The sequence below is a fragment of the Mucilaginibacter aurantiaciroseus genome, from assembly GCF_024055595.1.
Taxonomy (GTDB): Bacteria; Bacteroidota; Bacteroidia; order Sphingobacteriales; family Sphingobacteriaceae; genus Mucilaginibacter; species Mucilaginibacter aurantiaciroseus.
Genome location: NZ_JAMXOF010000002.1, coordinates 14,719 through 27,141 on the forward strand (window position 1 = coordinate 14,719; position 12,423 = coordinate 27,141).

Genomic DNA, 12,423 nt, shown 5'->3' on the forward strand with positions numbered 1-12,423 from the left:
CGCTCAATTTCTTCACATAAATACTTCTGTTAGTTACAAACGCAGGGTAGGGTTGCTTGTTTCTGTAATTATGCATCGCCAATAAACCTGCCGAAAGACAACCAGCAAACACGATTTTGCTTGGTATTATTTAAAAATTTAGGATTTTAATTATATTTTAATATAAATCTTGCATTAATTGTATGATTTTTTTCATAAATTACCAAAAATCATTAATTCTGATTGTTAAATCAATCGCAAATCAATACTTTTTGAAAACCGTTTGTTTTTTAGCTCATTAAAAGGAGGTTTTTATGTACAAAGCACAGCATTTTGAAAAATATAATTTAATAAACGGCGTATGGGACGAAATGTACAACGAAAACAGCATCGTTCGTGGTCATTATGAAAAAGTAATTGAATACCTGGCAAAAGAATCGCCGGATGACCTTAATAAAAAAGAAGAACTGGCTAAACGCCTGTTCATGACGCAGGGCATCACCTTTACCGTTTATAATAGCGGCGAGGGTATCGAGAAGATCTTTCCGTTTGATATTATCCCCCGGGTTATTACATCTGATGAATGGGCTTTTGTAGAAAAAGGCATCAAGCAAAGGCTTACCGCGCTTAACCTTTTCCTGAAAGATATTTACCACAACCAGTTTATTGTAAAAGATGGTATTGTGCCGATAGATATTGTGTACTCCTGCCCACATTTTCTGCGCGAAATGTATCAGTTGGATGTTCCTTATGATGTGTATGTACACATTGCCGGCATCGATCTGATCCGCGACCATGATGGTACGTTTTATGTGCTGGAAGATAACCTGCGCACCCCATCAGGCGTAAGTTATATGCTGGAGAACCGCGAGATCACTAAACGCTTATTCCCTGATCTTTTGCCAAATTGCGGTGTACGCAGCGTAACAGAATATCCGTCGATATTATATAAAAACCTATTATCCCTATCGCCAAGGCAAATCAGCAACCCCACTATTGTGTTGCTTAGTCCGGGGATTTACAATTCCGCTTATTTTGAGCATACTACCCTTGCCCGTTTAATGGGGGTGGAACTGGTAGAGGGGCGCGACCTGGTGGTGAACAACCACAAGGTTTACATGAAAACCACCACCGGCCTGCAACAGGTTGATGTGATTTACCGCCGGGTGGACGACGACTTTTTAGACCCATTGGTATTTAACCCCAACAGCGTTTTAGGCGTTGCCGGGCTTATGGGGGCCTACCGTAAAGGTAACGTGGCCATTGTAAATGCCATAGGTAATGGCGTGGCCGATGATAAGGCTACTTATATCTACGTGCCGGATATGATCAAGTATTACCTTAACGAGGAGCCGATATTGAAGAATGTGCCAACGCATCGACTATCAGACCCGGATGAGCGCGACTTTGTGTTCAAAAACATCAATACCATGGTGGTTAAAAAAACCAACGAAAGCGGAGGCTACGGGATGCTGATGGGCCATGCATCAAGCGAGGAAGAAATAGAAAAATACAAACTGGAGATATTGAAAGACCCGCGCAATTTCATCGCGCAGCCAACCATTAGTTTATCGGCAGCGCCATGTTATATAGGCGGGGTACTGCAGCCAAGGCGGATAGACCTGAGGCCATACGCCCTTTGCGGCCCGGATGGCATTGAGATAGTGCCCGGCGGTTTAACCCGCGTAGCTTTAACAGAAGGCTCGCTGGTGGTGAACAGTTCGCAAGGTGGCGGTAGTAAGGATACGTGGGTTTTGAGTTAGAGCGGGTTAAGAAAACAAGAATTTAGAAACAAAAGGAGCTTCAATCCGGATGAATAAATCCGAAATTGAAAATCCTAAATAAGAAAATATGTTAAGTAGGGTAGCAGCAAGTTTTTATTGGTTAAGCCGATATATTGAGCGTAGCGACGGTATCTTAAGGATGCTGAAGACCAACTATGCTTCGTCGCAGGATTCGGTTGCAGGCTTTACCTGGGAACCGGTGATCCATATTTTTTCGGGGTCGGATGAAGAGCTGATAGCCAAGCTAAATAACGACAGCCGCGCGGTTTTAAAATTTATGGTGATAGATAAGGAAAACCCGAACTCTATAGTAAACCTGGTAACTCTTGCCCGCGAAAACGCCCGCAGTGTACAGGAACACATCCCCAAAGACCTTTGGCAATGCCTAAACGAGTATTACCATACGGCTAAAGAACCGCGCATTCTTTCGGGCTTAAAAAAGGACGACCCGATAGGCGTTCTGGATGTGCTGATCAAAGAGGTTATGCTGTACTATGGCACTGCCGAGATCACGATGGAACGCGGCCAGGCACGCAGCTTTATGAATATTGGTAAATACCTGGAACGGGCTATCCAGTCGATAGATATCCTTGATGTAAAGTTTGGGCCGATAAACAATAACCCCGACCTGCTTTTGGATATTACTTACTGGAAACACTTATTGTTGTCTATCGGCGGTTACGAGCTTTACCAGAAAACCTATCGCGATGGCCTGGAAGCGCATAACGTAATTGAGCAGGTGATCCTGAATAATGATTTCCCGCGCTCGGTTATCTACTCGGTAAATAACATCCAACGGTATTTCGAGAGGCTGAAGAACAACAGCAACGTAAACGATTATCGCGAGATCTCTTTTCAAATTGGAAAACTGCAAAGTAATATCAAATACAGTTCGGTTAAAAGCATTGGCCAAATGGGCCTGCACGAATATTTAACCAGCCTGCGCGAGGACCTTTACCGCATAGGGAACTCGCTTAACGAATATTACTTTGCAAATTCTTAACCTGATTTGAAAATGAGATGATTTGAAATTTGAAAATGAACTTATAAGGAACAAGCATTTTCAAATTCTCAAATCTTCAAATTAAAATAATAGCACCATGCCCGAATTTAAAATACAACATATCACCAAATACGCTTATGATGGTTTTGTGCGCGATAGTGCCAACAAAATTATCCTGTACCCTATTGTTGATATTTACCAGGAAGTTTTAAAGCACGATCTGAACATCAGCGGGCACCCGCAGGTAGATACCTATATAGATTATTATGGCAACGAGGTGGGTAGTTTTACTTACACCGAGCCGCATAATTTAATGATGATCAATTCGCAACTATCTATCATCACCCATCCCCGCCCATTACCTTTGGATAATATTTTTTCGGCCGAACAATGGAACGACTTATTTAACCTGCGCTATGTTGTGCCTTACATCGATTTCCTGAAACAGGAATATTTTGAAGGCTTGAGTGAACTGCGCCCGGTGGTAGAATCTGAACGTAAAGTAGAAGATACCCCCTACCGTACCGCGCTAAAGTTTTGCAGCTATGTTTACAAAAATTTCGAATATATAAAAGGTGTAACTACTGTAGAAACCACCCTTGATGAGATCTGGGAGATCCGTGCCGGTGTGTGCCAGGATTTTGCCCACCTGTTAATGGTGATGCTGCGCCTGGTTGGCATCCCTGCACGTTACGTTAGCGGTTACATATGCCCCAATAAAGATGGCATGCGTGGCGAAGGTGCTACCCATGCCTGGGCCGAGGCTTACCTGCCCGGTTACGGCTGGCTGGGTATCGACCCAACCAACAATTGCGCGGCTAACGAGAACCACGTGCGTTTAGCCGTTGGCCGTAACTTTAGTGATTGCTCGCCGGTTAAGGGCGTTTACAAAGGTGCTGCAGGCCACAGGCTGGAAGTATCCGTTTCTGTTGGGTACGAGGACGGGCAAGTTCACGAAGAAAAAGATATATTTACCATATCGAATGATTATCCAAAACCTTCTACTACTGCATCACGCAATAGCTATGCGAAGTACATGGAGATGATTCAGCAGCAACAACAACAGCAGCAATAAGTAAATATAAAAGCCCCACCCAACCCTCCCCGGAAGGGAGGGCATTTGATTAGTTTTTAAAGTATCCCCTTCCGGAGGAGATTTAGAGGGGGCTTATTAAGGTATATATGACTTACTGTTTAGGAATTAAAGTTAAAGAAGGCTTAATTGCCCTTGCCGATACCCGCATAACATCGGGTACAGAAACTACCGTTAAAAAGAAATTGACCACCGTGCAAAAAGATGGTGGCTCAATGTTCATCATGACCAGCGGCCTGCGTTCTGTACGCGACAAGGCCGTTGTTTATTTTAACGAATTGGTAGAAACCCAAACCTACGATAAACTTTACCAGGCCGTGAATGCCTTTGGCGAACAGGTACGCCGGGTTGGCGAGGAAGACCGTGCAACGCTTGAAAAAGCAGGTTTTAAATTCGACCTGAACACCATTATTGGCGGCCAGTTAAAAGGCGACAGCGAGCATAAGCTTTTCCTGCTTTATCCCGAGGGGAATTGGGTGGAACTTGGGCAGGGCGCACCATTTGTAGCTATTGGTAATTCGGGCCACGGCAAGGCCATCTTAAATCGTACCATCGACGAGGATTCTGGTATGCATTTAGCATTGAAGGCTGCGTTCCTCTCGTTCGATTCTACCAGGGTGAGCAGTAACAATGTCGATTTCCCGATAGATGTTGCACTATACAGGAAAGATACTTTTACGTTAGTTGAGCAGCGGTATACTCAAAAAGACATGGCCAGCATATCGGCACAATGGGATGATGAGCTGAAAGCCGCATTGCAGCATATATCGGGAGATTGGATGGAAAAAGCGTTTGCAAAATTACCCGCGGTAAAAGATGAAGTTTAAAGTTTCGGCAGAGTTAGGATACGATGTAAAGGCACCCAGTACTTTAATATTAAATGTACATGCGCTGCGCACCGCACGCCAAACCATACTGAACGAAAAACTAAGCATCGAGCCCGATATTATGGCCGAAGAGTTACCTTCCACCAATGGGGAAAATCGTTTTGTGCGGTTAGATATTATCGATACGGGCACCGTCAACATAAAATACGAGGCCACCGTTGACAATTATTACGAGATAAAAGATTACCACAATTATACAGAGGTGCCCGTAAGCCAGTTTGACCCTGCAGTGCTTACTTATTTAAACCCAAGCAGGTATTGCCAGTCGGACAAGTTGTACCGTTTAGCCAACAACACCTTCGGGCAAATAAACAATACCTACCAACAGGTAGTAGCCGTTACCGAGTGGATCCATAAAAATGTGGAGTACCTGAGTGGCTTTAGTAACTCCGAAACATCAGCTTATGATACCGTTACCCAGCAAGCCGGCGTATGCCGCGATTTCGCGCATTTGGGTATAGCCCTTTGCCGGTCTTTAACTATCCCGGCACGGTACTTTACAGGGTACGCCTACAAGCTTGTCCCTGCCGATTTTCACGCCTGTTTTGAAGCCTACATAGGTGGCGAATGGATCCTGTTTGACGCTACCAAGCTTGCCCCGTTAAACGGCCTGGTTAAAATAGCTACCGGCCGCGATGCTGCCGACGCCGCCATTGCCAGCATATTTGGCGATGTGGTTTGCACCAACGTAAAAGCCGATTGCCAGATGCTGGAGAACGAACCTTTCGATGCTATCTACTACACCAAATCCGTATTTGACGGGGTGACGTATTTATAGCTTAAAAGCAATAAATCCGTATCGGATGATGAGCGAAAAAAGGTGAAAAAAGGGCGAAAAAATCTGCTGTCCCACGGTGTCCCATTTAGAAACAAGTGGGACACCTCTTAACAATTGCAAATAATTAGCAATCAATTACTTATAATTTAATTCAACTATTTTATTATAAAATTTAAACCTGTAAGGTGTTAGTTATTAGCATATTAAGCAATAATTATTACTTGTGTAATATATAGTGGGACACCCGGGAATTATGTGGGTATTTCAATAAAAAAAGCGGGGTTACATGGTGAGCCTGTCGAACCATTAGCCTCCTTATTAATCCTCCGACAAGCTCAGGATGACAATCATTTTGTATCCCTCCTGCCACATTTTATATCAAGTTTTCGGCTTCGGGTTATTCGCATTATCTTTACTGCGCGATGTCAGAAAAAAAAGTAAGAGTCCGTTTTGCGCCAAGCCCTACAGGTGGTTTACACTTGGGTGGTGTGCGTACCGTTTTGTTTAATTACTTATTTGCTAAAAAACACAAAGGTAATTTTGTGCTCCGTATAGAAGATACCGACCAAACCCGCTATGTAGATGGCGCCGAGCAGTACATACTGGATTGCCTTAAATGGTGCGGCATTACGCCCGATGAAAGCCCGGTTGTTGGCGGCCAATACGCCCCTTACCGCCAAAGCGAGCGCAAACCCATCTACCGCGAATACGCCGAGAAACTGGTTGCACAAGGCCACGCCTACTATGCCTTTGACTCTGCCGAAGAACTGGATGCCAAACGTAAGGAAGTGCCAAACTTTCAATACGGTGTTGCAACCCGCAACGGCCTGCGCAATTCACTGAACCTGCCTTTGCAGGAAACCGAAAAACTATTGCATGATGGTACACCGCATGTTATCCGCATTAAAATGCCGGAGGACGATACCATCAACTTTAACGATATGATTCGCGGCCACGTTAGTTTCGAGACTAACCAGATTGATGATAAAGTGCTTTTAAAAGCCGACGGTATGCCAACCTACCACTTAGCCGTGGTGGTTGATGATTACCTGATGAAGATTACCCACGCTTTCCGTGGCGAAGAGTGGCTGCCATCGGCACCGGTACATATTCTGCTTTGGGAGTACCTGGGCTGGAAAGCCGATATGCCACAATGGGCACACTTGCCATTAATACTAAAACCAGATGGCCACGGCAAACTAAGCAAACGCGATGGCGCACGCCTTGGTTTCCCGGTTTACGCCATGAACTGGTTTGATGCCAAAACAGGCGAACTAACCCCGGGTTTCCGCGAGTTAGGTTTCCTGCCCGAAGCATTTTTGAACCTGCTGGCCATGCTTGGCTGGAATGACGGCACCGACCAGGAAATTTTCACGCTGGATGAAATGATAGAGAAATTTTCTATCGATCGCATCAGCAAAGCCGGCGCAAAATTCGATTTTGAAAAAGCCAAATGGTACAATGCCGAGTGGATAAAACGCACCGATGCCGAAACCTTGAAAGTTAAAGTTTGGGAGATATTGAAAGCGAAAGGCATTGTTATAAAAGACGAAGCTTATCTGCTAAAGGTGATTGATGTAGTGAAAGAACGCTGCGTTGTATTGCCAGATTTCTACCAGCAATCGGCATACTTTTTCCAGCAACCTGCCGAGTATGATCTGAATGCCGTTAAACCAAAATGGACGGATGCCAAAACTGATTTTTTCACCGCGTTCATCTCAATATTAAGCGCAGAGCCGGTAGATGCCCACGAATTGGAAGCCAAATTCAAAGCTCTTGCCGAAGAAAAAGGCTTAAAAGCAGGCGATGTAATGTTACCATTCCGTATTATGCTGGTAGGTGGCAAATTCGGCCCGCATGTGTTTGATATAGCTAAATTGTTAGGCGAAAGCGAAACGATAATTAGGATTGAGAAAGCAATAGAGGCTTTTACAGCGTAAACTTTTAATAAACCCATGCAATTGCGAGCGATAGCGTGGCAACCTCATAGGCCAAGCGAATTTGCTGTAATTGCCACGTAGCTACGCTACGTGCAATTACATGGTGGATTATTTTACAACTTCTTCCTCATCACATAATCATTCATCCAATAAGGCCCTATAGAGATATCCTCTTCGTATATCACTTCAAAACCCATTTTCTCGTAAAAGCTTTTGGCGTTGTTATAACGGTTTACGTTAAGGTCTAAAGTACGCTTGCCCGCTTTAAGGGTTTTATTGGCAACGGCGTTTATCAGGATCTTGCCATAGCCTTTGCCCTGGGTTACAGGCAGGCAATAAAGCTTGTGCAGTTTGTATATGTCGGCATCCTCCTCGCGTGGCGAATAAGCTGCAAAAGCGACAGGTTCACCCCCCTCTATCAGCAATAAAAACGTTTGCTGTTTTTCAGCCACCTGTTTGGTTATTTTATCTGCCGCATATAGTTCGCGAAGCATATAGGCTACCTGCTCTTTGCCAAGCAAAGGTTCGTATGTAGGCCACCAGGTTTGTTCGGCTATCTGTAAAATGGCATCTATATCGGCTACGGTTCCTTTTCGTATCAAATACATAGGGCAAATTTTAGTGGTTTTCTTCCGGGTTTACTGTGTACGATGCTATGCTTTGTCCCACACCAAAATATTCTTCCAACTCGGTTAGGGTTGATGAACTTGTGGCCATGTCTTTGATCACCACGCCTTTTTCCATTAATAAGATACGATCGCAAACATCGGTTACGTGGTTCAGATCGTGACTGGACACAATCGTAGTTACCCCATGATTTTTATTCTGATCCTTCAAAATATTCTTCAACCTAAACTGTGTGCTCGGGTCAATATTAGCGAACGGCTCATCCAGCATCAGCAATTCCGGCTGTTGCAGCAGGCATGTGCCTACCCCAACTTTACACTGGTTACCTTTAGACAGGTCGCGGATGTATTTACTTTTTTTGATGATCTCACCATTGAAAAACTCCGACAAGCTTGCCAGCTTTTCATCAACCTGAGCTTTATTTTGATTATGCAGGCCACCTATAAAGTAAAAATACTCTTCGGGGGTAAGGTAATCGATCAGGAAACCTTCGTCAAGGTAAGCCGCGGTATAGTTTTTCCAGGTTTCGCCACCGGCGACATTTATGCCGTTTGATAGCACTTCACCTTTATCAGCACGGATCAGGTCTAATATCATGCGGAACAAAGTGGTTTTACCTGCACCGTTATTACCCACAAGGCCAATACTTTCGCCTTTGTTTATCTGCAGATAGGGCACGTTTACTACAGTTAAACCGTTGTAAACTTTTTTAAGGTCTTTAATTTCTATCATGATTACTTATTTCTGAAGCCTTCGGCTATTTTAAATCGTTTGGTTTGGAAATCTTGGTCGAGTTTCTTGATCCAGAAATCGCGGGTGATGATGAATGCAACGCCAATAACCGCCAGTACCGCTAAGCCCGCATCGGTATAACCTAAATATTTAAACGGCAGGTAAACCAAATATGGGAACAATATCAGCGGGAACGACAGCAACAGCTGACTTGCGCCAACGCCCTCCCAGTTAAAGGATGCACCTTTGCTCAGGTCGATGCGTTTGTAGTTACGGTTGGCAAAGTAAAGCACAATGGTGGTGTTGATGCCCAGGTTCCACAAGTACATTACAAAGTGGATCATTACTGTTCTCCACCCAAAGTAAACGTAAGGGGTAGTAAGGATAAACGCTACAGTTGATACAATATTGAACAGCAGGTATTTGGCCTTTAAAAAATCGGTGAATTTTACTTTGCTTACCAGTATACCATCAAAGTGTCCGGCTTGCCAGCTAAACATAAACTGCCCGTAGTTAATGATGAAGATCCCTGTCATAAACATGCCCACGAATACTTTAAAGCCTTCGCCCATTTTGGGATTGGTGTAAAATATCAGCCCGTAAAACATAAATAGCAAACCCATAATAAGGGCAGATCGCGGTCTTTTATTCCGCAGGATCAGCTTAACCTCATTGGCAACCAAATCGCCTACTTGCCCAAACCTGCCAAGAAAAGGGATCTCAGTACTACTTTTGGCATCTTCTTTTTTAGAACTTAATTCCTCCAGGTACAGGTTGCCCTTTAAATAGTAAAAGTTAACGTAATATATCGCTACGGCAAGCACAATAGGTAGCAAAACCAGGTAAGGTTTTAAAATAAGGTTACCAAAAAACAGATATGATATTGCTTTTAGCGAGTAGATATGCCATAGGTAATCGCCGCAGGTAATTAGCGCTAAAATACCACCGGCGATCAGGAAGATCCAACCGTTTAAGTTGGCTTTGCGCTTAATGTATAAGGCCAGGTAATTATTAAATAATGCTAACGCGATGATAGAAATTATAAATGCTACAGTGACGCCTGCACCCGATGCAGGCAATATCACTTTTATAATGAACGGCCCCAAAATGATAATCGGCCATAAGTTAAAAAACGATAACAACGCCGTTAAAGCCAAATAACCAACCACACTATTCCGTTTTACGGGCAGGTGCAAATATGGCTGTACTTTAAGTGTAGGCAGTTCCTGCAGTTGCATCCGCATTAGCAAGTCCGACAGGAAGTAAACTAAGATGATGCCACAGAACGCGATGGTCAGGTTTTCTTCAGGGAACATTGCCCCTAATATCTCATCCAGTAAAACCCCAAATAAAAGCACATATAAAAACAGGATAAGGATCAAGACCCCCATTACCACTTTTACCGCTATACTTTTACCTGTGTTTTTCGAGCGCCAAAAGGCTTTCAGCTCGTGATCGAAAAAGGTTGATATCATGTGAGGATGTAAGATTTAAGCCTAAAAAACAGTTGTGGTTAAGATACTAATATTTGTACCTGTCGCCCCAAAGTTTCTTTAGCTTTTCTTTTGATTCATTCTCGCGCGCATTGTTACCGGGATTATAAATTTTTGTTCCGCGAATCTCTTCGGGTAAAAAATCAAGATCGGCGAAGTTGCCTTCGTAGCTGTGGGCATACTTGTAGTTTTTGCCGTAGCCTATGTTCTTCATCAGCTTTGTTGGCGCATTACGCAGGTGTAGGGGAACAGGAAGGTCGCCGGTTTGGCGTACCAATGCAATAGCCGCACCAATAGCCGTAGTTGCCGAATTGCTTTTTGGTGATGTAGCCAAATAAATCACCGTTTGGCTCAAGATCAATTGCGACTCGGGCATACCAATTTTATTGACCGATTCAAAGCAGGCTTGCGCCAGTAATAAAGCGTTGGGATTGGCGTTACCGATATCCTCTGATGCCAATATCAGCATTCGGCGGGCAATAAATAGTGGGTCTTCCCCACCTACGATCATCCTCGCCAGCCAATAAACCGCGCCGTTAGGGTCGCTGCCACGCATGCTTTTGATAAAGGCAGATATAATGTCGTAATGTTGTTCGCCAGTCTTGTCATATAGGGCCATGTTCTGCTGTACATGCTCTAATACCACCTCATTGGTGAGCACTATCTTTTTACTGTCGAAGGCGTTTACCAGCAACTCGAAAATATTCAGCAGCTTGCGGGCATCACCACCGCTTAGGCGTAGTAAGGCTTCATGTTCTTTGATGATGATATTCTTCTCTTTCAGTACAACATCTTCCTTTTTGGCTTTTTCCAGCAGGTCGAGCAGATCCTGCTCCGCCAAATGCTGCAAAATATAAACCTGGCATCGCGACAGCAAAGCGGAGATGACCTCGAACGATGGGTTCTCGGTAGTGGCTCCTATCAGCGTAACAATGCCACGCTCAACCGCACCCAGCAATGAATCCTGCTGCGATTTAGAAAAACGATGGATCTCATCAATAAAAAGTATCGGCAATATCTCGCCTTGCTCTTTCAGTAGGGATGCCTTTTCGATAACCTCGCGCACATCCTTTACACCCGAATTTATGGCACTGAGCGAAAAGAACGGGCGGTACAGCGACTGAGATATAATATAAGCCAGCGTAGTTTTACCTACCCCCGGCGGCCCCCAAAACAGCATAGATGGCAAGGTGCCACTCTCAATAGCCTTGCGCAAAACCGCACCCGGCCCAACAAGGTGTTTCTGGCCTACGTAATCATCCAGTGATTTTGGGCGCATACGTTCGGCTAAAGGCGGCAGGTTGATCATAAATGTAAAATTCAGAATTAGAAATGCTAAATCCTAAGAAATTTAGTAATTTTATATTAACAATTATATGCCGCAACAGTTTACCCACGCCACATATTATTCCATTTGCGACGAACTTGCCGCAATAGATACCGACTTTAATAATGTTATTAAACTTTATGGTTACCCGCCTTTTTGGTCGCGGCCAAACACGTACGAGAGTTTGGTGCATATCATACTGGAGCAGCAGGTATCGCTGGCGTCGGCATTATCTGCCCTGAATAAACTACGCGAGCGTGTGCAGGAGATCACCCCTGCCCGCATCTTATTATTAACCGATACCGAAATGCGCGAGTGCTATTGCAGCCGTCAGAAAACGGCCTATATCCGCTACCTCGCCGAAGCTATTATCAGCGGACAAATTGACCTCGAAGTTTTTAAACAAATGGAAGACGAAGAAATTCGCCGCCAACTAACCGCCCTAAAGGGCATCGGTAACTGGACGGTAGATGTATACGTAATGTTTGCCCTGCAGCATACCGATGTTTTACCCATCGGTGATCTGGCTATTGTAAATGCCATAAAAAGATTGAAGGATTTGCCTAAAGAAACTACCAAAGAAGAGTTGATAACTATTGCCGAGGACTGGAAGCCCTATAGAACGGTGGCGAGTATGTTGCTGTGGCATTATTATTTAGCCTCACCCAAATCATCTCCAAAGGAGAGGGCTTAAAATCTTTTGTCATCCTAGTGATAGCGAAGGATCTAACAGCTATGCATATCCACTTGCATGGCGAAGAATAGATGCTTCGCTATCGC

The 12,423-nt window shown here is 44.2% G+C and carries 11 protein-coding genes; 7 read left to right on the top strand and 4 right to left on the bottom strand.

Annotation, left to right across the window (positions count from 1 at the left end; genetic code table 11):
- The first annotated feature begins 293 nt into the window (after positions 1-293).
- From NAF17_RS08115 to gltX, 6 genes are all read left to right on the top strand, one after another.
- Positions 294-1,742: a circularly permuted type 2 ATP-grasp protein gene (locus NAF17_RS08115; protein ID WP_252757501.1), complete on the top strand. Its 1,449-nt coding sequence runs from the start codon at positions 294-296 to the stop codon at positions 1,740-1,742.
- Positions 1,743-1,830: 88 nt separating this feature from the next.
- Positions 1,831-2,766 carry an alpha-E domain-containing protein gene (locus NAF17_RS08120; RefSeq protein WP_252757502.1) on the top strand — a complete coding sequence of 312 codons (936 nt, stop codon included), beginning with the start codon at positions 1,831-1,833 and terminating at the stop codon, positions 2,764-2,766.
- A 97-nt stretch (positions 2,767-2,863) separates the two neighbouring features.
- Positions 2,864-3,841, top strand: a complete 978-nt coding sequence (locus NAF17_RS08125; RefSeq protein WP_252757503.1) for a transglutaminase family protein — start codon at positions 2,864-2,866, stop codon at positions 3,839-3,841.
- Positions 3,842-3,948: 107 nt separating this feature from the next.
- Positions 3,949-4,686, top strand: coding sequence for a proteasome-type protease (locus tag NAF17_RS08130; protein ID WP_252757504.1), 738 nt, complete (start codon positions 3,949-3,951; stop codon positions 4,684-4,686).
- Entirely contained in the window at positions 4,676-5,524 is an 849-nt protein-coding gene (locus tag NAF17_RS08135; RefSeq protein WP_252757505.1) for a transglutaminase-like domain-containing protein, read from the top strand. The genes NAF17_RS08130 and NAF17_RS08135 overlap by 11 nt, the downstream gene beginning before the upstream one ends.
- A 422-nt stretch (positions 5,525-5,946) precedes the next feature.
- Positions 5,947-7,464 carry a glutamate--tRNA ligase gene (gene gltX / locus NAF17_RS08140; protein ID WP_252757506.1) on the top strand — a complete coding sequence of 506 codons (1,518 nt, stop codon included), beginning with the start codon at positions 5,947-5,949 and terminating at the stop codon, positions 7,462-7,464.
- A gap of 113 nt (positions 7,465-7,577) precedes the next feature.
- Here gltX and NAF17_RS08145 read toward each other — a convergent pair whose 3' ends face one another.
- From NAF17_RS08145 to NAF17_RS08160, 4 genes are read right to left on the bottom strand one after another with little or no spacing between them, the layout of a single operon-like run.
- Positions 7,578-8,072, bottom strand: coding sequence for a GNAT family N-acetyltransferase (locus NAF17_RS08145; protein ID WP_252757507.1), 495 nt, complete (start codon positions 8,070-8,072; stop codon positions 7,578-7,580).
- Positions 8,073-8,082: 10 nt separating this feature from the next.
- Positions 8,083-8,823, bottom strand: a complete 741-nt coding sequence (locus tag NAF17_RS08150) for an ABC transporter ATP-binding protein (RefSeq protein ID WP_252757508.1) — start codon at positions 8,821-8,823, stop codon at positions 8,083-8,085.
- Between the two features lie 2 nt (positions 8,824-8,825).
- A complete protein-coding gene (locus tag NAF17_RS08155; RefSeq protein ID WP_252757509.1) occupies positions 8,826-10,298 on the bottom strand; it encodes a DUF5687 family protein in 1,473 nt (490 codons plus the stop codon).
- A 46-nt stretch (positions 10,299-10,344) separates the two neighbouring features.
- Positions 10,345-11,625, bottom strand: a complete 1,281-nt coding sequence (locus NAF17_RS08160; protein ID WP_252757510.1) for a replication-associated recombination protein A — start codon at positions 11,623-11,625, stop codon at positions 10,345-10,347.
- A 67-nt stretch (positions 11,626-11,692) separates the two neighbouring features.
- Here NAF17_RS08160 and NAF17_RS08165 point away from each other — a divergent pair, with 67 nt between their 5' ends.
- A complete protein-coding gene (locus NAF17_RS08165) occupies positions 11,693-12,337 on the top strand; it encodes a DNA-3-methyladenine glycosylase family protein (RefSeq protein WP_252757511.1) in 645 nt (214 codons plus the stop codon).
- Positions 12,338-12,423 lie beyond the last annotated feature (86 nt).

Bases quoted from the DNA above. Each gene is read 5' to 3' on its own strand.
- NAF17_RS08120 (WP_252757502.1), top strand. From the start codon at position 1,831: ATGTTAAGTAGGGTAGCAGCAAGTTTTTATTGGTTAAGCCGATATATT.
- NAF17_RS08160 (WP_252757510.1), bottom strand. From the start codon at position 11,625: ATGATCAACCTGCCGCCTTTAGCCGAACGTATGCGCCCAAAATCACTG.
- NAF17_RS08145 (WP_252757507.1), bottom strand. From the start codon at position 8,072: ATGTATTTGATACGAAAAGGAACCGTAGCCGATATAGATGCCATTTTA.
- gltX (WP_252757506.1), top strand. From the start codon at position 5,947: ATGTCAGAAAAAAAAGTAAGAGTCCGTTTTGCGCCAAGCCCTACAGGT.
- NAF17_RS08130 (WP_252757504.1), top strand. From the start codon at position 3,949: ATGACTTACTGTTTAGGAATTAAAGTTAAAGAAGGCTTAATTGCCCTT.
- NAF17_RS08165 (WP_252757511.1), top strand. From the start codon at position 11,693: ATGCCGCAACAGTTTACCCACGCCACATATTATTCCATTTGCGACGAA.
- NAF17_RS08125 (WP_252757503.1), top strand. From the start codon at position 2,864: ATGCCCGAATTTAAAATACAACATATCACCAAATACGCTTATGATGGT.
- NAF17_RS08135 (WP_252757505.1), top strand. From the start codon at position 4,676: ATGAAGTTTAAAGTTTCGGCAGAGTTAGGATACGATGTAAAGGCACCC.
- NAF17_RS08150 (WP_252757508.1), bottom strand. From the start codon at position 8,823: ATGATAGAAATTAAAGACCTTAAAAAAGTTTACAACGGTTTAACTGTA.
- NAF17_RS08115 (WP_252757501.1), top strand. From the start codon at position 294: ATGTACAAAGCACAGCATTTTGAAAAATATAATTTAATAAACGGCGTA.
- NAF17_RS08155 (WP_252757509.1), bottom strand. From the start codon at position 10,298: ATGATATCAACCTTTTTCGATCACGAGCTGAAAGCCTTTTGGCGCTCG.